Source organism: Bacillus velezensis (assembly GCF_001461825.1).
Classification (GTDB): Bacteria; Bacillota; Bacilli; order Bacillales; family Bacillaceae; genus Bacillus; species Bacillus velezensis.
The window spans coordinates 162,192-182,011 of record NZ_LLZC01000012.1 but is presented as its reverse complement, the minus strand read 5'-3'; the positions used below and the strand labels follow the sequence as shown (position 1 = coordinate 182,011).

The window sequence follows — 19,820 nt, the reverse complement described above, 5'->3', positions numbered from 1 at the left end:
AGCCGATAGACCGGCCTTATCTTTTCTATTTTACAAAAAAAATGCTTAAAGAAAAAGCAATGCTGTTTTTTTACATTAGAAAAGGAGCATCAGCTTCAAAGCGCGTAATGGCTTTTTCAGCTTAGCTCCCTTGTGTTTGCGTTTTGAAAATTACAGTACTTTCGCTTGTGCCTGTTTAATCTGTACAGGCCCCATTCCTCTCGGTATTTCAATGTTTTCTCTTGTATCTGCATGTAATGCGTCCGCAATGTAATCCGCAGCCACATTAGGATCCAGGTCTCCACAAGTATAAACATCAATGCTTGCATATCCGTGTTCAGGAAAACTGTGAATCGTTAAATGTGACTCAGAGATAATAACGACTCCGCTTACGCCTTGCGGTGCAAATTTGTGAAATGCGACCTCGCGCACCTCAGCTCCTGATTTCAAAGCAGCATTTACAAACGTTTTTTCAATAAAATCCATGTCATTGAGCTTATCAAAATCGCATCCCCACAGCTCGGAGATGACGTGACGCCCCATTGTTTCCATAATCATGGACCCCCCTTAACAAGAATTAAAAAAGTGAATTTCCGAGAACTGACCCGGCCATTTACCACGGGGGAAAGTTAGTCCGGAGAGGTCCTAACCCTTTAAGTAATTCCGAAGCAGTCACGAGCAAGAAGTTCACGAAAGATAGTATACTGTGTTTAAGTTTATTTTGCAAGGTGTGTTTTTTGCGAATATGCCGTTAAGGGTGTTTTTCTAACAAATGTCCATGATCTTTAGTCTACACAGCTGACGGGTGTTTCATTCGCGCGGCGACGTGACGGATAAGATCAACGACCCGGCAGGAATATCCCCATTCATTGTCATACCAGGCGAGCACCTTTACTTTTCGGTCTTCCATCACTATCGTTGTCAGTCCGTCGATGATCGCAGAGTGTGAATTCGTATTATAATCCGAAGAAACGAGCGGCTCATCCGAATAATCAAGAATTCCGTACATCGACGTTTTTGCGGCTCTTTGGAAAGCGGCGTTCACTTGCTCGGCCGACACATCTGTTTTCAGATCGCAGACAAGGTCCACTAATGACACATTCGGAACGGGAACACGCAAAGCGAGACCGTGAAGTTTTCCTTTCAAATGAGGCAGCACGAGCGACAGCGCTTTGGCGGCGCCTGTAGAAGTCGGAATGATGGATTCTCCGCACGCTCTCGCCCTCCGCAGATCTTTATGCGGATTGTCGATATTTTTTTGATCATTCGTGTAAGCGTGAACAGTCGTCATCAGGCCGCTTTCAATCCCGAATTCCTGATCAAGCACTTTGACGACCGGCGCAAGACAGTTTGTCGTGCAGGATGCATTTGAAATAATGACATGTTCATCGGGATTGAATTGCTCTTCATTTACTCCCATGACAATGGTAACGTCTTCATTTTTGCCCGGAGCCGTTAAAATAACTTTTTTCGCCCCTGCTTCAATATGGCTCATTGCTTTTTCTTTTGAATTAAATTTCCCCGTTGCCTCTACGACGATGTCTATTCCGCATTCTTTCCACGGAAGCTCTCTCGGGTCCCGGCGATTGAACAGCATAATATGTTTTCCGTTGACGATCAGGCTGTCGTCGGAGGTCTCAACTTCTTGATCGTATTTGCCGTGAATTGTGTCATACTTTATCAAATGAGCAAGCGTTTCCGGGGGATAGCTTGCATTAATGGCTGTTATTTGAATTTGATCATCTTCCATTGCTTTTCTGAACACCATTCTTCCGATTCTTCCAAACCCGTTGATTGCTACTTTTACCTTCATGCTCAGGTCACCCCTTTTTAATATGCCACTCTAATTTAATTTTATTTATATATAGTATAACACATTAAAAGAAATCCGCCAGTACAACTTGATAAAAATCCACCCTTATACCGATCAATATGTTGTTCAATCGGTTTTTTTGCATATAAAATGATCTTTCTTCCATAAAAAAAGCAGGATCAGCGTCTCAGGCTGCCTGCTTTTTTCTTATATTTGTCCCGGTTCTTTGAATTTGTCATTTAAAATGCTGTCCTCTAAAACGGAAGACACCTCGCCGTACCGTTTCGCGATATGCATCGCGCCCCAGTCGCACAGCGCGTTTAAAATTCTTTCCAGACTGTGTCCGTATTCACTCAGCTCGTATTCCACTTTCGGCGGCACCTGATTGTACACGATCCGGTTGATGACGCCGTCAGCTTCCAGCTCCCGCAATTGCTGTGTCAGCATCTTCTGGGTGATGTCCGGCATAAGCCGCTTCAATTCGCTTGTCCGTTTTTTCCCGCGCATGAGGTGGCAGAGGATCACACACTTCCATTTTCCTCCGATCACCTCAAGCGCCGCTTCTACGGATATATTGTATTTTTTCTTCAGCAAACGGTAATTCCTCCTCATCTATAGGAACTAAAAAGTGCCTATGGCACTTAAAAGTACGTTCTTTTCAATGACACTTCTATCGATCATAATGACATTTGCCGGCTGAAAAGGAATGTACTCTTATACTTATATCGTTTACCCGGCATCATTTCAACCATACATTATCGTTCAAGGAGGAAAACAGATGTCTTCACATCGCCAAAGCTATTTACCAGCGCTGCTGGCATTAGCCGTCAGCGCTTTTGCGATCGGCACAACCGAATTTATCAGCGTCGGGCTGCTGCCGCTTATATCTCAAGATCTGCATATACCTGTGACAACGGCGGGGCTTACCGTTTCCATGTATGCTCTGGGCGTGACATTCGGCGCGCCGGTTTTAACATCTCTCACATCCGGCATGTCACGGAAAACGCTGCTGCTCTGGGTGATGTTAATTTTTATCGCCGGAAATACACTCGCGGCAAGTGCGTCCTCAATCGGCGTCTTACTGGCGGCACGGGTTATTTCGGCGTTTTCCCACGGCATTTTCATGTCAATCGGGGCAACAATCGCCGCCAATATCGTGCCGGAGCATAAAAGAGCAAGCGCGATTTCCATTATGTTTACGGGGCTGACGGTGGCTACGGTGACCGGCGTTCCGTTCGGCACCTATCTCGGCCAGCAATTCGGATGGAGAATCGCATTTGCCGTCATTGTGGCGGTAGGAATCATCGCATTCCTCACAAACGCGCTTCTCGTTCCGTCGCATTTGCGCAAAGGGACGAAAACCGCATTTTCCGAGCAGGTCAAACTCGTCACAAACGGGCGGTTATTGCTTTTATTTATTATTACGGCGTTAGGCTACGGCGGAACGTTTGTCGTGTTTACGTATTTATCTCCGCTTCTTCAGGAGGTAACCGGTTTTCAGAAAGAAACCGTCGCGGCCATCCTGCTCATTTACGGAATTGCGATTGCCATCGGAAACATGATTGGCGGCCGTTTATCAAACCGAAATCCGCTGAAAGCCTTGTTTTATATGTTCATTGTCCAGGCTGCTGTGCTGTTTGTTCTGACTTTTACCGCGCCGTTTAAAACAGCCGGGCTGATCACCATTATTTTCATGGGGCTGTTGGCGTTTATGAATGTGCCGGGGCTTCAGGTATATGTCGTGATGCTGAGTGAACGTTTTGCGCCAAGCGCCGTTGATACAGCATCAGCCTTAAATATCGCGGCATTCAATGCCGGAATCGCGATCGGCTCGTTTGCCGGCGGAATCATTACAGACTCAATCGGAATCATTCATACCGCTTGGATCGGGGCGCTGATGGTGCTCAGCGCGGTCGTATTAACCGGATGGAGCAGGAAGCTTGAAAAGCGGGATCGCACTGCCCTTGAAAGGAGGTGAGTTTTTCTTCAGCGCATTTTGATTGTTTCAACAGACAACTAATAGGAGGAATATATACATGACAACACATTTACAAGCAAAATCAACATTGCATAACGGAGTAGAGATGCCTTGGTTCGGCATCGGAGTTTTCAAAGTAGAGGAAGGCGCGGAACTCGTCAACGCGGTGAAAACGGCATTGGTGCACGGCTATCGCAGCGTTGATACCGCCGCGATTTACGGAAATGAAGAAGGTGTCGGCGAAGGCATCCGCCAAGGGCTGCAAGAAGCGGGATTAAAACGTGAAGACATTTTTGTCACGTCAAAAGTATGGAATCCCGATTTAGGATATGAAGAAACGTTAAAAGCGTTTGACACAAGCTTAGAAAAACTCGGTTTAGATTATTTGGATTTATATTTGATCCATTGGCCTGTCGAAGGAAAGTACATCGATGCGTGGCGGGCGCTCGAAACCCTTTACCGGGATGGACGCATTAAGGCGATCGGGGTCAGCAATTTCCAAATTCACCATCTGAAACATCTCATGAAAGAAACGGAAATCAAGCCGATGATCAACCAGGTGGAGTACCACCCGCGTCTGACACAGAAAGAACTGCTTGCTTTCTGTACTGAACAAGGCATTCAGCTAGAAGCGTGGTCGCCATTGATGCAAGGGCAGCTGCTTGATCACCCCGTCTTACAAGAGATCGCAAAGAAGTACGGCAAATCAGCCGCTCAAGTGATTTTGCGCTGGGATTTGCAAAACGGTGTTATCACCATTCCGAAATCAACTAAAAAACACCGTATTGAAGAAAATGCAAATGTCTTTGATTTCGAACTGTCAGCTGACGATATGAAGCGGATTGATGATCTGAACGAAAATCTCCGTGTCGGTCCTGACCCTGACAATTTTGATTTTTAACCAGAAAAACACCGTTCGGCTTTCCGAACGGTGTTTGTTTATGCCCAGCCGCTCAATATTTCCTCAAGCTGGTGCTTTGTATGTTCAAGACTGCCGCTGTTATCAATGACGGCGTCAGCTTTTTTTGTTTTGTCCGCTAAAGGCATTTGCGACGTTATCCGGCTCATCGCTTCTTCTTCTGTAAGGGAATTCCGCTCCATCAGCCGTTTGAGCTGAATGTCTGCCGGTACGGTGACGACGAGCACCTTGCCGACAAGATAATCAAGCCCGCTTTCATACAAAAGCGGTATATCCAAAACGACGAACTGCTCTTTTCGTGCAACGGCTACATCCCGCTGTTTCAGCATTTCCGCACGCACCGCCGGATGAACGATCTGATTCAGCTTCAGACGCTTCTGTTCGTCAGTAAAAACGATAGAACCGAGTTTTTTTCTGTCAATACCGCCATTTTCCAGCAGGATGTCTTTTCCGAATGCCTCCACAATTTGTCCGTAAGCCGGCATCCCTTTTTCCACCGCCTGTTTTGCGATGACATCCGCATCAATGACTGTTATTTTTTTGTCGATCAGCATACGCGCTACCGTGCTTTTGCCGCTTGCGATGCCTCCCGTTAAACCGATGACCAAGCTCAAAAAGCCCACTCCTTCTTACATTTTCCAAATCCCGATGATAATCAGCAGGACTCCCGGCAAAAATGTCATTTTATCTATCCAATTCCATCTTGAGAGCAAATGCCCCGCGTTTATGCCGAGTGAAACAAACAGCGAGCTCATCAGCCCGACAGTCACGCTCATCATAACCGGAGAAAAGCCGAGAATGGCCGCTCCCAGCCCGGCGCCAAACGCGTCAATGGATAAGGCGATACCGAGCAGAAGCGCCTCGACTCCGTTAATGGTTCCGGATTGATCAATATCGGCGCTGGTCGGTTTTTTCAAAATGTGAATCACGATGCCGAGCGATTTCACTTCAAGATTAAGTAACGTTTTTTCATGCAATAAGTAATCAGGCTCTTTAGCCGGTTTGAAAAATTGCCAGATGACCCATGCCCCGATTCCGATTAAGATCAGCCCGCCCAGTTTTTCCGTGACGGATACGGGAAAAATCTTTGTCAGAAAATGGCCGATCAGCATGGATATAAACATCACAGAGGCTGAACAGCAAGCGATCACGGCAATCGCTTTGAACGGGATTTTCATTTTTCTCAAACCATACGTAAACCCGACTGAAAAACTGTCCAAGCTGACAGCAAAAGCCAAAAGCAGCAAAGAAACAATCTCCATATCCGTTTCTCCCTTTCTCTTGATCGGCAATTGTGACATATGCCTATTGGGTGAATCACAATATATATATGGAGAAAGGTCATCAACTGTGTTAGAAAAAAGTCATTCTGCTGCCGCCTGCTTGAATCGCTTCAGTTTATGATTTTTTTTGGCAGCGGGCGCAAAAATGCGTCCCTCTTCCGCCGACCACGATTTTAGAAATCATCGTGCCGCACGTTTTGCACGGTTCATCCTTTTTGCCGTATACGTAATGTTTGAGCTGAAACATTCCGATCTCCCCTTGAGAATTGATATAAGACCGGACGGTGCTCCCGCCCGCGTCAATCGCTTCCTGAAGGGTGTCTTTAATTTCTGTATGAAGCGTTTTTATCTGCCCGTCTGACAGACTGTTCGCTTTTGTCTCAGGATGAATACGCGCTCGGAATAAAGCTTCATCGACATAAATATTGCCGAGGCCGACGACCGCTTTTTGGTCGAGCAGGGCTGTTTTCACCGCGCGGTTCGTTTTTGCAAGCCGCTCTTTTAAATAAGCAGCGGTAAATGCTTCATCATCGGGTTCGGGCCCGAGCTGTGAAAGCGGTAATGCATTCTGTTCCTCTCCCGGCGCAAACAAATGCATCGTGCCGAATTTCCGGACATCCCGGTAGCGGAGCTGTGCTCCGTCCGTCATGTGAAACACGACGTGCACATGTTTATCGTCAGGCTCATCGGCCTGATGAAGACCGTATTTCCCCTCCATCCGAAGGTGGGACACCATGACATAATGATCCAGATGGAAAAGCAAAAACTTTCCTCTTCTTCCGATGGATCGGATCGTTTCTCCTGCAATCTGCCGCGCGAATTCCTCCGGCTCGGCGGGTTTTTTGATGATATTCGGCCATCTGATATGCGCCGATTCAATCGTTTTCCCCTTCACAAGACCGGTCAGAGTGCGCCGGACCGTTTCAACTTCTGGTAATTCCGGCACAATCATCACTTCCTTTTTCTCTGTTTATTTTGCATCGTACCAAGACGGCCCTGAAGCATAATCCGCCTTCAGAGGCACGTCTAATGCCAAAGCATGCTCCATCACTTCAGGAACCAGCTTCTCTAATATTTCAATTTCTTCCTTAGGCGCTTCAAAAATCAATTCATCGTGCACCTGAAGCAGCAATCGTGCCTTCAGGTTTTTCTCTTTCAGCTCAGCTGCCATGTCAATCATGGCTTTTTTAATAATATCGGCGGCGCTTCCCTGAATCGGCGTATTCATGGCCGTCCGTTCCGCAAAGCTCCGCAGGTTGAAGTTGCGGCTGGTCAGCTCAGGAATATAGCGGCGGCGCTGCATAAGTGTCGTGACATATCCTTTTTGCTTCGCTTCCTGCACCGACTCTTCCATATATGCCTTGACGCCCGGGAAGCTCTCCAAATAGCGGTCAATAAAAGCGCCCGCTTCTTTCCGGGTGATGCCGAGGTTTTGCGACAGCCCGTAATCACTGATGCCGTAAACAATGCCGAAATTGACGGCCTTTGCCTGGCGGCGCATCGCTTGTGTCACTTCATCTTCACTGACATGAAACACGTCCATGGCGGTTTTTGTGTGAATGTCCATGTCATTCGTAAACGCTTCGATCAGATTTTCATCTTTTGAAATATGCGCAAGCACCCTTAATTCAATTTGTGAATAATCGGCGGCGAAAATAAGCCAGTCCGGTTCGGACGGTACGAAAGCCTGACGGATTTTCCGCCCTTCCTCCAGCCGGATCGGAATATTTTGCAGGTTCGGATCCGTTGAGCTGAGGCGTCCGGTTTGAGTCAACGCCTGATTGAACCGTGTATGCACCTTATGAGAATCCTTGCGCGTGACTTTCAGCAGCCCTTCTATATAAGTCGATTGAAGCTTGCCGATTTGTCTGTATTGCAGAATGTAAGCGACGATATCATGTTTGTCTGCGAGCTTTTCCAGGACATCGGCTGAAGTGGAATAGCCTGTTTTTGTTTTCTTTACTGGCGGCAGGCCGAGCTTTTCAAACAGAATGACGCCGAGCTGTTTTGGTGAATTGATGTTAAACGGCTCACCGGCGATGTCATGGATTTTTTCTTCATATTCCTTCAGCTTCGCCTTAAGCTCTTCGCCCATTCGCTTCAGTCTTTCAACATCCACTTTGACGCCCATTGATTCCATTTCTCCGAGAATAAGCGCAAGCGGAAGTTCGAGATCTTCATATAATTCAAGCTGATTATTTTCTTCCAGCGCGTGCAGCAGTTTGTCACGGAGGCTGTTAACGGCAGACGCTTTCCGCGCGAGATGATCGGCAAGCTCTTTTTCAGCCGGAACGGCGCGCTTTGCGCCTTTTCCGTATACCGCTTCATCTTTTGAAACGATATTCAGCCCGTATTCTTTCGCTACGCTCGCGACATCGTCGTACGAGTTGCCCGGGTTTATAATGTAGGCAGCAAGAAGCGCGTCAAATTCCGTTCCCTTCAGCTCAATTCCCTGCCAGCGCAAAGCGACGACGGAACGTTTGCTGTCGAACACCCACTTTTTCATCGATTCATCTTCAGCCCAAGATTTAAACGCTTCAGACTGAATGGCGATTTCTTTCGGAATATAATAAAGACCTGTTTCATTCACGATGGAAAAGCCGAGGATCGGTTCTTCGTGATAGTTATCACCGATTTGTTCGACGACCAAAGCGGACGGCGAAACGAGCATATCTTCGGTGATTTCTTCTGCCGTTTCGACATTGATGTCTTCAAAATTTTCTTCCGCCGTTTCCCCGCTTTCTTCACCGAGCCGCTCAAGAAGCGTATTAAAACCGAGGTCTTTAAAAATGGCAACAACTTGTTCACGGTCAAACCCTTGGTAATCTAAATCTTCGGGCTTGACTTCAATCGGCGCATTTGTCATAATCGTCGCCAGTTCTTTGCTCATCAGGGCTTGTTCCTTGTATTCTTCAAGCTTTTCTTTTAATTTTTTTCCGCTGACTTCATCAATGGAATCAAGCAGTTTCTCAACCGAATGGAACTGCTTTAAGAGCTTAATCGCGGTTTTTTCTCCGACGCCGGGGACGCCCGGTATGTTATCGGATGAATCCCCCATTAATCCCTTCATATCAATGATTTGCAAAGGGGTCAGACCGTACTTTTCTTGCACGTGCTCCGGCGTGTAATCCTCCACGTCGGTAATGCCTTTTCTCGTAATGGCAACGGTCGTTTTCCCGGTTGCAAGCTGGGTTAAGTCCTTGTCCCCCGAAACTACCTTTACTTCGAAGCCGTCTTTTTCAGCAGATACGGCAAGCGTGCCGATAATATCGTCCGCTTCATATTCAGGAAGCTCATAGCGGCTGATGTTATAGGCATCAAGGAGCTCGCGGATGAACGGCATCTGTTCTGAAAGCTCCGGCGGCGTTTTTTGTCTTCCGCCTTTATATTCTTTAAACGTGCTGTGGCGGAAAGTGGTTTTTCCCGCATCAAAAGCCACCAGCATGTGGGTCGGCTTTTCATCTTCCAGCATCTTCATTAAAATCATCGCAAACCCGTATACGGCATTTGTATGGATGCCTTTTTCATTGCTTAAAAGCGGCAATGCAAAAAACGCCCGGTACGCCAGACTGTTTCCGTCGACAAGCACTAATTTTTTTCGTTCCGTCATTCAATATCCTCCTAAGAGCAAAAGCTCGTCATTCCTCTATTTTTTAATCTCACAGCTTCTCTTATTTTAACAAAGTTCAATTTGAAAGGAAAATGAGCGAACCCCGTGAAAACGCAAAAAAGGACGGGAACAAGAAAATACGTTCCCGCCGTCAAAATTGGCTCCTTGGATGAAGGGGTTCTGTTACATCCTAACAAGATAGGTTTAACAGGTCATGAAGAAATTGTTAATCCTTTGTAAAGCTGATCACGCTTCCGGCTGCCGCTTCAGCGTCACGGTAAATACAGTCCCCTGTCCCGGCTCGCTTGTGACCTCGATTTTACCTTCATGGGCTTCTATTAAGTGCTTCACGATGGCGAGGCCGAGCCCGGTTCCTCCCGAGTTGCGGCTTCTGTCTTTATCCACGCGGTAGAATCTCTCAAATATCCGCGGGATCTCTTCCTTCTGAATGCCGATTCCCGTATCGGACACTTTGATATCGACAACGGTTTCTTTCACATGTACCGAAATCCCCACCGTCCCTTTTTCAGGCGTGTAGGTCAGGGCATTGTTCGCCAGATTCAAAAATACCTGCTTCAGCCTGTGCGCATCACCCGTCACAAAAATCGGCTCTTCCGGGAGATCGAGCTGAAAGCTGATGCCTTTTTCCGCAGCCTTATGCCGCAAAAGCGCCTCAATTTCATGCAGAATTTTTGCGGCGTCAAAGGACTCTACGCGCATCGTAAAGTTTTGCTGCTCCATCTTGGATAAATCCAGTAAATCCTGCACGAGAGATTGGAGCCGCTCACTTTCTTTCAGAATGATAGACAGAAAGTCTGAAAGCGCCTTTTCATCTTTCATCGCTCCGTCTAACAGTGTTTCCGTAAATCCTTTAATCGAGGTGATCGGTGTTTTCAGTTCATGGGAGACATTGGCGACGAAGTCCTTTCTCATCTGCTCCAATTTTTTAATTTCCGTCATATCGTGAAAGACGAGGACGATGCCCTTCCATTCATCGTCAGGGCCCATGATCGGAACGCCGTCAACTTCAAAGTAGCGCCGCTCAATATTGATGGGAAGTCTGAGCAGCTGGCATTTTTTCGTCTCCGTCATAAAAATGTCTTCGACAAGCCGAATGATCTCCTCATGTTCAAACGCATCATGGTAAAGGCGCCGAAGCAGACGTTCAGGCTTTGTATGAAACTGCTTCGTGTATGACCTGTTCACGAGATTGATAAAACCTCGCCCGTCTATTAAAATCAAACCGGATCCGATATTTTCAATGACGGTTAACAGACGATCGCGCTGCATATCCTGCGTTCTCGTCATTTCCATTAAATCGACCGCCAGGCTGTTCATCGCACGCCCGAGACGGTCCGACCGCCTTGCGTAACCGCTGTAGGAGCGGGCGTCATAATTCCCTTTGGACAGCTCCGTCGCCACCTTTGTCGCGGCGTCGATGGATTTTTTGTAACGGGACGTCATGTTTGTATAAAAGAAAACGATAATGATAAAAGCGGTACAAAGACTTGCTGCCAGCATGCCCCACATTTCTCCGGCAACGCTTGAACCGCCGTTGATCTCAGAGGAAACGAGTACATACCCCGCAATTTTCCCGGCGTCATTTTTTACGGCAGTGCCGCGGATGACTTTGCTTTTCGACTGTACGGCTTCCTCACTTTTATTGTGAGAAATGAACTCCTTTACGGCTGAATCATCAGCATGACTGCCGGAATGATATACGGCGTCACCCTTCTCGTTGAGCACGGCGACGTTTATACCGAGGGTGCGGCCGGCATCACGGATTACCGTTTCATTGCTTTTATTGCCAATTCGGCCGGTGTCAAGAAGGCCCGCTATGTATACCGATTCCTTTTTCAGCTGATCCGCCGTTCTTTCTTCAGCGGATGAAGAAATAAGCTGCTGTAAAAAAAGGCCGAGAACACTGAAAACCAATATGATACATACAACGAGTAAAGCGAACAGACGCACACGGACTTTATTCATTCATTTTTGGCTCCTCCAGTTTATACCCCAAACCTCTGATTGTTTTAATATAGATGGGTTTTTTGGTATTTGATTCGATTTTGTCGCGCAGATGGCTGATATGAACGTCAACAATCCGGGTATCCCCGGCAAAATCATAGTTCCAGACCGCGCTCAGCAGAAGATCTCTCGTCAGCACTCTTCCCTTATGTTTTCCCAAATACAGAAGCAGTTCAAATTCTTTAGGCGTCAGTTCCAGCTGTTCTGACTTAAAGTACGCTTCGTAATGCTCCGGAAGAATTTTCAGCTCGCCGATGAGGATCTGCCCGTCCTTTTCCTCTTCTCTGCCTTGTGACAGCGAAGAAATGTCAGCCCTTCTTAAAATGGCTTTCACCCGCGCAGTGACTTCCCGCGGACTGAACGGCTTTGTCATGTAATCATCCGCTCCGAGCTCCAGTCCCAGCACTTTATCAAACTCCTCATCTTTTGCTGTCAGCATCAAGATCGGAACCATCATTTTCTGCTGTCTGAGCTGTTTACAGACGTCGATTCCGTCCACTTTCGGCAGCATGACATCCAGTACGATTAAATCCGGATTTTCATTCTCTGCCTGCTCCAGAGCCTCTTCGCCGTCTGATGCGGTGATGACATCATAGCCGGACCGTTCCAGATTATACTGTAAAAGAGTAACGATAGATTGTTCATCATCTACAACTAAAATTTTTTTGTTCATGCTGCGCCCTCCGCTGTCTAATTTCCCCGACATCCAATTTTCTCTATTTTATGTGCTGCATATCACTTTATGATTTCATTTTATCCAATACTGCCCGTTCAGACAATTCGCCTTTTTGATCATTTTCAGAGAAAGGATCGCTCAGGGAAAAAGAAAACGCTTTCATTAATTGTAAAAAGAGGAAGGCTTCTGATTCGGAAGCCTTCCCTTTTTTCTTATGACAATACTTTCATCACGTTTTTGACAGATTCAACTGATTTACTCAGCTGCGCTTTTTCATAGTCTGTCAGTTCAAGCTCGATGATTTGCTCTAGGCCGTTTCCTCCGATAATCGTCGGTACGCCTAAGTAAATGCCTTCATGACCGTATTCGCCTTCTAAGTAAGCGATAGTCGGAAGCACGCGGCGCTGATCTTTCAAAATGGCTTCTACCATTTCAGTCAGTGATGCAGCAGGCGCGTAGTAGGCGCTTCCGTTGCCGAGAAGGTTGACGATTTCCCCGCCGCCTTTTCTTGTGCGTTCTACAATCGCATCAAGACGGTCTTTCGGGATAAGCGTTTCAAGCGGAATGCCGCCCGCATAGGAATAACGGACGAGAGGAACCATGTCGTCACCGTGTCCGCCAAGAACAAAACCGGTCACATCTTTTACAGACAGGTTTAATTCTTCAGCGACGAATGTTCTGAATCGCGCAGTGTCAAGCACTCCGGATTGTCCGATGACGCGTTCTTTCGGGAAGCCTGATTCTTTGTACACCGCATATGTCATCGCATCAACAGGGTTTGTCAATACAACGATAATGCAGTCAGGAGAATATTTCACGATCTCACGTGTGACGCTTCTCATGATTTTTTCGTTTGTAGATACGAGATCATCACGGCTCATGCCCGGTTTTCTCGCAATTCCGGCTGTGATGACGACGATATCAGAACCGGCTGTGTCCTCGTAGTTGGACGTGCCTGTGATTTTCGCGTCAAATCCTTGAACCGGACTTGCTTCGAGCATGTCTAGCGCTTTTCCTTTTGTCGGGTTTTCTAATTGCGGAATATCAACGAGCACAACGTCTGCAAGCTCTTTTTGAGCTGTAAGAAAGGCTGTTGTCGCTCCCGTAAATCCTGCTCCGATAACAGAAACTTTACTGCGTGTTTTTCCCATGATTCTCTTCTCCTTTTTTGGCTTCATTAGAAGTCTGCTTTAGGTTCAGTCCATGTTTTTGATTAGCTCTTCACCAAACTCTGAACATTTCACTTCAGTTGCACCGTCCATTAATCTAGCAAAATCGTACGTTACTACTTTTGAAGCAATCGTTTTTTCCATAGATTTAATGATCAAGTCAGCAGCCTCATTCCAGTTCAGGTGTTCAAGAAGAAGCACTCCTGAAAGGATGACGGATGACGGGTTGACTTTGTCAAGGCCGGCATATTTAGGAGCCGTTCCGTGAGTCGCTTCGAAAATCGCATGCCCTGTTTCATAGTTGATGTTCGCTCCCGGCGCGATTCCGATTCCGCCTACCTGAGCGGCAAGCGCATCAGAGATATAGTCTCCGTTTAAGTTCATTGTCGCCACGACGTCGAATTCGCTCGGACGGGTTAAGATCTGCTGAAGGAAAATATCAGCGATGCTGTCTTTGACGATGATTTTCCCTGCCGCTTCCGCGTCGCTCTGCGCTTTATCAGCCGCTTCTTTTCCGTCTTTTTCGACAATGCGGTCATATTCAGCCCAAGTGAATACTTTATCTCCGTATTCTCTTTCGGCAAGCTCGTAGCCCCAGTTTTTAAATGCCCCTTCAGTGAACTTCATGATGTTTCCTTTGTGGACAAGCGTGACAGACTTACGGCCGTTTTCGATCGCATACTCAATGGCAGCTCTGACTAAGCGGCTTGTGCCTTCTTCAGAAACAGGTTTGATGCCGATTCCTGACGTTTCAGGGAAACGGATTTTGTTAACACCCATTTCATTTTGCAGGAAACTGATCAGCTTTTCAACCTCTTCAGAACCTTTCGCATACTCAATTCCGGCGTAAATATCTTCCGTATTCTCGCGGAAAATGACCATATCCGTATCTTCAGGTCGTTTGACCGGAGAAGGCACTCCCGTGAAATATCTGACAGGACGCAGGCATGTAAACAAATCAAGCTCCTGTCTCAGCGCCACGTTCAGAGAACGGATACCGCCGCCGACCGGTGTCGTCAGAGGACCTTTGATGGCGATGAAGTACTCTCTGATGTCTTCCAGCGTTTCGGCAGGAAGCCACTCACCTGTTTTATTATAAGCCTTTTCACCGGCATAAACTTCTTTCCACGTGATTTTTTTCTCGCCTTTATATGCTTTTTCAACAGCGGCTTCCAATACTTTAGAAGCGGCGTTCCAAATATCAGGGCCTGTGCCGTCACCTTCAATAAACGGGATAATCGGATTATTTGGTACGTTTAATACTCCATTAGAGACTGTAATTTTTTCACCTTGTGACACAATATTACCTCCCAGTATGTAATTCATATTTAGAAAACATTTTATTTTTCTTGTATAGAAAATAAAATGACTTTTCTCAAGATTCTATCAAAATTGTAAACCAATCCGGGCTTGATTAACAAGAGGCTAACGACATGAAAATCACCAGCCTCCCGTTTGATCAGGCTCTTTCATCAATCGGAACAAAAGTCTGCTTATCCGGACCCGTGTAATCAGCGCGCGGGCGGATGAGGCGGTTGTTATCGTACTGTTCAAGAATATGGGCGATCCATCCTGACATTCTGCTGATCGCAAAGATCGGCGTGAACAGATCGTGATCAATGCCGAGACTGTGGTATACAGATGCGGAATAGAAATCAACGTTAGGCGGGAGTTTTTTCTCCGACGTTACGATTTCTTCGACACGGATTGACATCTCGTACCATTTGCTTTCACCCGTCAGATTCGTCAGGCGTTTGCTCATTTCTTTTAAGTGTTTGGCGCGCGGGTCTCCATGCTTATACACACGGTGTCCGAAGCCCATTACTTTTTCCTTTTTCTCCATTTTGCTGCGGATATAAGGCTCGGCGTTTTCCACTTCGCCGATTTCTGTCAGCATTTTCATGACGGCTTCATTGGCTCCGCCGTGAAGCGGTCCTTTTAAAGCGCCGATGGCGGCAGTGATGCCTGAGTAAATATCAGATAAGGTGGCGACACATACTCTCGCCGTAAATGTTGATGCATTCAGCTCATGATCCGCATGAAGAATGAGCGCTTTGTTAAACGCTTCCACTTCAATCGGAGAAGGCTCTTCACCGTTTAAGGTGTAAAGGAAGTTCTCCGCGATTCCATACTCTTCCTTCGGTTCAACAGGATCAAGTCCTTTGCGGATTCTTGAGAAAGCGGCGACAATGCCCGGCACTTTCGCCTGCAGACGGATGGCTTTTCTGTAGTTCGCTTCCGGATTCATGACATCGGCTTCACTGTCAGTCAGACCGAGTAATGAAATCGCCGTCCGGAGCGCAGCCATTGGATGTACGTTATTGAGGGGATAGGATTTGAAGTGCTCAATGATTTCTTGTGGAACGGCAGCTTCTTTCGCAAGCTGTTTTTTCAGTTCAGCAAGTTCCGTTTTATTCGGCAGGCGCAGATGCCACAGCAAATAAATGATTTCTTCAAAACTTGCATTCTCTGTCAAGTCGTCAATATCGTACCCTACATATGTAAGGGTATCGTCGATAATAGAGCTTACAGATGATGTTGTTGCTACAACCCCTTCAAGACCGCGTGTTGCTGTCATATTCAACCTCTCCTTTTCAATCAAAATTCCCCTTTAAAGAGTATATAAAACATACGGCTTACTTAAAATGAGTCATGCAAACAATCCCTTTCCCCTTTAAGAAAATGCTTACATTTCAATGATTGCGATTACATAACCAGTATGCTTATAGAGGAACATAACAAATTCTTATAAGCTTATTTAAGTTTAAGCCTATTCTTATTATAAACAATAATCTGATTAATTTGTAGACTTTTAACTAAAAATGTTTTAAAAGCCTTATATATCAAGGCTTTTCGTTGATAAATTTAATCGTTTGCTTTCAGGCGCTTTGTAAAACCATGTATTCTATGTCTTCATTTGGGGGAGCATTTGGAGGAGACTTTAAAAGGACAAGCGCGACAACTTCACCGCAAGTTTAACCCCCTTCTTTACCGGAGAAGGGGGTTAATTTGTTTACTCGACTGAATCAATGTTCGGATCAGCTTCAGAAATCCATGTCTTGGTTTTAGTTGGCTCAAATTTTCTTATATATATCTTTGTTGTTACTTCGTATTTCGCTTTTGTGTATATAACGATCCTTTTGTATTTTTATGCGGACTTCAAACGAATATCACCCTTGTAACATAACCTGTTACCATGCTTGTAATGCAGCAGCCGCAGCCCCGCCTAAAAAGAGAAAAATCGAAAATGCATGACAAAAAAAGATGCAGCCCTAAAAAGGCCACATCTTTTAAATCATGTTTGCAGTCGCGCAGCTAGTTGTATTACCTCATTATCAGTTTTGGCTGCATTATGATGAAGATGAGTCGTGTTTCCTACAAAAGCAATTACACCGAACGTAATAGCGAAAGCAGAGACAGAGAAACAAATTGCTTTTTTAATATTCATACAAACAATCCCCCCGCTGTATTTGAAGTTGAGACTCCACCATCTTATCATAAAAAATTGTAGCCATTTCAAAGTCCTTCATTCCTTTGAAAAAGTTTGCTGTTAAAAGTGTCAACTCTTCGACATACGAATACATATGAATATTTTCAAGCTTACTTAAAATTTCTACAAGGCTGTCTTTGTTAATCGGTTCAGCAAATAAAACATATAAAAACTCTGTTAATAAGCAAAACAAATTGTCGTCATATTTTACTGCTGTTTTTAAACCTTCTTTTAAAGCTTGGCCTGCCGCGGCTGTTTTCTTTTGCTTAAATAATACTATGGAAAGTGAATAATATGAATGGGGCAGAGTTCTCAATTTCATTTCTTCACCAATCACAATTGCTTGTCTCAAATACGCTTCGGCCTTTTCTTCTTGTCCCATGTAGTGATAACTTTCACCCAAATTATAAAGAGCAGAGGAAATCAACCTTTTATGACCAAATTCTTGCGAAAGCTTCAAGGCTTCCTCAAGATGCTGTAATCCTTTTTCGTAATGTTTAAAATCAAGATAATTACCCACAATTACAAATAAACTTTGAATTTTTCGGACGGTATAAAGCGGGTTTCGATCATAAATTTCTAACGCTTTTAGAATATGATGCATGGATACGTGCGTTTGTTTCATATTATAATAAGCCTCTGCCAACTTAAAATGAAACTCAGCTTGTTCTATTTCATCAGAGACATGATGAATTTCCATCTCTGCTTTACGATAAAAATTAATTGCTTCTACATACTGCTTCTGATCAAATTCGTACATTCCGCGAAAAAAATGTGAGTAATATTTTAAGAGGCCGGTAAGTGTTTTTTGTGGTTTCTCAATCTTCTCAAGTAGTTCTGTGGTGGTTGGCCTATCAGTCCTATACTTTATTTCTGGGTTTAAATAATCTAGCATAAGTTGATGACGAAAAGTCATGAGAGAGTAATAAATAAGTAAATATTCGTCTTCTTCCATTTCTTTTATTTCGTGTTCCACTTCGGCTTTTAAAATTTCCGCGTCTGGCACACTAAATTGACGAATCATCTTGTACCACTCGTTAATTTTAACGCCTACATGTGAAGACGGTAATACCTGGTCCATGCATTCATTCCCCTCCTCCTCTTTTGATTTATTTTCCACTAATTTCTTATTTTCTGTAAACGAAAAAATACCGCAATTTTCCTAATTAACCGAAAATAACAAAAAATGATAGCGATTTTGGAAATAGAACATCCATGATAATAAAGCACTTGTATACACCCCTTGCGGGTGCTGAACTTACGATTTTCGTCAATTGTATTTATGCTATAAAGAGAAACTAGAAGTCTATTTTTTGCCTTAAAAAGGAGTACAGAAATTATCTTCTGTACTCCTTTAAAATCTAAATAAGAAATCAATCTTGAGATAAATAAATCCAATTTATATCGTCAAATTCTTTGATAACATAATCTGATCCTATACTACGTAAAATTCTATTAAAGAAAATGATGTCATCTTCATCATCGTAATTATATAAATCCTTTTGAACATATTCTTTAATAATTAAATTCGTTAAATTTGTATGATTAACAAATTCAGAAAAGTAAGATCTTATAAAAATTGAATTATCTTCATTTAATTTTTCATCATTAACAATTGAAATCTTAAAAACATTTAAAATCGCATTAATATCTTCTTCGTCCATATAACATAATGGTTCTAATTTTTTGTCTTCTTCTGTAAATGGCTTTCGAGTATCTTCAATTATTACGTAAGATAAAATGTTACCATCTTTCAGCACACGAAAAACTTCTAAATCACGTAATTTTAAAGCTCTATTAAGTGATAGCATTCTTTCCCCCTAATCAAATATTAAAACCCAAATACTAACCTTAGATTCTTTAGTAATCTACCTCCTGTTACACCTATTTAAAGCTGCTATTGTTATCACATATGCAGGGTTCAATAATATATCAATCCAACTATATTTAGAAATTTTTTTCGTTCTTTATCTAATTTTCCCTATTTCTTTAACGCTGATTTTCATCTTTGTCTTTGGCCCATGAATGCCGTCAGCAGTCACGCCGTACATGGACTGGAATCGTTTGACTGCATTTGCTGATTTCGGTCCGTAAATATCTTCATCAAGCCGTTCACAATTGAAACTGACTCATTTACTGATGTAAGTGAATTTAAATAAATTGCAGAAAAACCCTCCTCATCTCGAGAAGGGCTCTGACTTATACTTCTTTTTCTCTAAATCAGTGCGAAGAAACTAACTGATGCCGCTCAACTTTTCAATCGAAGGGCTTCATCGGGTTCTCCGACTATTTGCCCCTATGCTTTTCTTTTGCTTTTTGTTTTCTGATTAAATATTTTTGTTCCTTTATTTTTTCTCTTTGTTTTCTATTCAGTTGTTTTTTCTTTTCTTTTCTTGCTTCAAGCTCCTGTTTTATCGCTTTTTGTACCTTAGTTGATATCCCGATATTTTTCATCTCTTTAGAAGCTTGTCGTTGCAATCTTTTTGGGTTTAATTTCTTAGATTTTGCTTTAACACAAACCCCTTCTTGTTCAGTGTGGGAGAGAGTCGGTAAAAGTTGATTATTAACAAAATGCATTATTTCTGAATCCTTTGGCTCTTGTCCAAACAAATGACGAATTGCTCTTAATTTCCCATCATTCACAACTTCAATGACTCCTACCCAAAACTGACCATCGTAGTAAACCGTTAATTTCATAACGATTCCCTCCTCCTAAATTTACTGAAGAATGATGGACATCCCGAGGAGGGGAAGGTTACTGACATTTTAAATCATGCATCCGGACTACCAACCGAATTGTGTTTTTTCATTCTCATTATAAATTTAACAAACTTTCAAATTGAAGGAAAGGGTCTCCGCTTATTTTGACAACACTTCA

At 44.2% G+C, this 19,820-nt stretch carries 18 protein-coding genes and 1 pseudogene; 2 read left to right on the top strand and 17 right to left on the bottom strand.

The annotated features are described in order from the left end of the window. Nucleotides 1-150 precede the first annotated feature (150 nt). From speD to AR442_RS05095, 3 genes are all read right to left on the bottom strand, one after another. Complete coding sequence (gene speD, locus AR442_RS05105) at nucleotides 151-531, bottom strand: adenosylmethionine decarboxylase (protein WP_003152471.1); 381 nt, start codon at nucleotides 529-531, stop codon at nucleotides 151-153. A 238-nt stretch (nucleotides 532-769) separates the two neighbouring features. After that, the gene (locus AR442_RS05100; protein WP_014418609.1) at nucleotides 770-1,792 is read right to left on the bottom strand and encodes a glyceraldehyde-3-phosphate dehydrogenase; all 1,023 of its coding nucleotides are present in this window, start codon (nucleotides 1,790-1,792) and stop codon (nucleotides 770-772) included. 207 nt (nucleotides 1,793-1,999) lie between these two features. After that, on the bottom strand, nucleotides 2,000-2,386 hold the full coding sequence (locus tag AR442_RS05095; protein ID WP_003152469.1) for a winged helix-turn-helix transcriptional regulator: 387 nt from the start codon (nucleotides 2,384-2,386) through the stop codon (nucleotides 2,000-2,002). Between the two features lie 184 nt (nucleotides 2,387-2,570). Between AR442_RS05095 and AR442_RS05090 the strand changes: the two genes are divergently transcribed. After that, the gene (locus tag AR442_RS05090; RefSeq protein WP_014305559.1) at nucleotides 2,571-3,770 is read left to right on the top strand and encodes an MFS transporter; all 1,200 of its coding nucleotides are present in this window, start codon (nucleotides 2,571-2,573) and stop codon (nucleotides 3,768-3,770) included. A 58-nt stretch (nucleotides 3,771-3,828) separates the two neighbouring features. Next, entirely contained in the window at nucleotides 3,829-4,671 is an 843-nt protein-coding gene (locus AR442_RS05085) for an aldo/keto reductase (RefSeq protein ID WP_014418610.1), read from the top strand. Between the two features lie 38 nt (nucleotides 4,672-4,709). On the opposite strand, the gene coaE is transcribed toward AR442_RS05085, so the two are convergent. The 14 genes and pseudogenes from coaE to AR442_RS05025 all read right to left on the bottom strand — a co-directional run bounded on the left by coaE (nucleotide 4,710) and on the right by AR442_RS05025 (nucleotide 19,639). Then, nucleotides 4,710-5,303 carry a dephospho-CoA kinase gene (coaE, locus tag AR442_RS05080; RefSeq protein WP_053284940.1) on the bottom strand — a complete coding sequence of 198 codons (594 nt, stop codon included), beginning with the start codon at nucleotides 5,301-5,303 and terminating at the stop codon, nucleotides 4,710-4,712. A 15-nt stretch (nucleotides 5,304-5,318) separates the two neighbouring features. Beyond that, nucleotides 5,319-5,951: a sporulation membrane protein YtaF gene (ytaF, locus tag AR442_RS05075; RefSeq protein WP_003152461.1), complete on the bottom strand. Its 633-nt coding sequence runs from the start codon at nucleotides 5,949-5,951 to the stop codon at nucleotides 5,319-5,321. A 136-nt stretch (nucleotides 5,952-6,087) separates the two neighbouring features. Further along, the gene (gene mutM / locus AR442_RS05070; RefSeq protein WP_101560369.1) at nucleotides 6,088-6,918 is read right to left on the bottom strand and encodes a DNA-formamidopyrimidine glycosylase; all 831 of its coding nucleotides are present in this window, start codon (nucleotides 6,916-6,918) and stop codon (nucleotides 6,088-6,090) included. A gap of 24 nt (nucleotides 6,919-6,942) precedes the next feature. Further along, a complete protein-coding gene (gene polA / locus AR442_RS05065) occupies nucleotides 6,943-9,582 on the bottom strand; it encodes a DNA polymerase I (protein ID WP_014418613.1) in 2,640 nt (879 codons plus the stop codon). A 246-nt stretch (nucleotides 9,583-9,828) separates the two neighbouring features. Next, on the bottom strand, nucleotides 9,829-11,568 hold the full coding sequence (pnpS, locus tag AR442_RS05060) for a two-component system histidine kinase PnpS (RefSeq protein ID WP_014418614.1): 1,740 nt from the start codon (nucleotides 11,566-11,568) through the stop codon (nucleotides 9,829-9,831). Continuing rightward, nucleotides 11,561-12,280, bottom strand: coding sequence for a response regulator transcription factor (locus AR442_RS05055; RefSeq protein WP_014418615.1), 720 nt, complete (start codon nucleotides 12,278-12,280; stop codon nucleotides 11,561-11,563). The genes pnpS and AR442_RS05055 overlap by 8 nt, the downstream gene beginning before the upstream one ends. Before the next feature lie 215 nt (nucleotides 12,281-12,495). Continuing rightward, nucleotides 12,496-13,434, bottom strand: coding sequence for a malate dehydrogenase (gene mdh / locus AR442_RS05050; RefSeq protein ID WP_003152455.1), 939 nt, complete (start codon nucleotides 13,432-13,434; stop codon nucleotides 12,496-12,498). 45 nt (nucleotides 13,435-13,479) lie between these two features. Then, nucleotides 13,480-14,751: an NADP-dependent isocitrate dehydrogenase gene (icd, locus tag AR442_RS05045; protein ID WP_007408075.1), complete on the bottom strand. Its 1,272-nt coding sequence runs from the start codon at nucleotides 14,749-14,751 to the stop codon at nucleotides 13,480-13,482. A gap of 160 nt (nucleotides 14,752-14,911) precedes the next feature. After that, the gene (gene citZ, locus AR442_RS05040; RefSeq protein ID WP_017418343.1) at nucleotides 14,912-16,030 is read right to left on the bottom strand and encodes a citrate synthase; all 1,119 of its coding nucleotides are present in this window, start codon (nucleotides 16,028-16,030) and stop codon (nucleotides 14,912-14,914) included. A gap of 717 nt (nucleotides 16,031-16,747) precedes the next feature. Then, nucleotides 16,748-16,900, bottom strand: a complete 153-nt coding sequence (locus tag AR442_RS20610) for a hypothetical protein (protein WP_017418344.1) — start codon at nucleotides 16,898-16,900, stop codon at nucleotides 16,748-16,750. After that, entirely contained in the window at nucleotides 16,890-18,023 is a 1,134-nt protein-coding gene (locus tag AR442_RS05035; RefSeq protein ID WP_014418617.1) for a Rap family tetratricopeptide repeat protein, read from the bottom strand. Before AR442_RS05035 ends, AR442_RS20610 begins: the two co-directional genes overlap by 11 nt. 292 nt (nucleotides 18,024-18,315) lie before the next feature. Next, nucleotides 18,316-18,753: a hypothetical protein gene (locus AR442_RS05030; RefSeq protein ID WP_053284942.1), complete on the bottom strand. Its 438-nt coding sequence runs from the start codon at nucleotides 18,751-18,753 to the stop codon at nucleotides 18,316-18,318. Between the two features lie 156 nt (nucleotides 18,754-18,909). After that, nucleotides 18,910-19,044, bottom strand: a pseudogene (locus tag AR442_RS19815) (peptidoglycan-binding domain-containing protein); the annotation flags it as partial. Nucleotides 19,045-19,228: 184 nt separating this feature from the next. Continuing rightward, the gene (locus AR442_RS05025) at nucleotides 19,229-19,639 is read right to left on the bottom strand and encodes a YjdF family protein (RefSeq protein ID WP_053284943.1); all 411 of its coding nucleotides are present in this window, start codon (nucleotides 19,637-19,639) and stop codon (nucleotides 19,229-19,231) included. Nucleotides 19,640-19,820 lie beyond the last annotated feature (181 nt).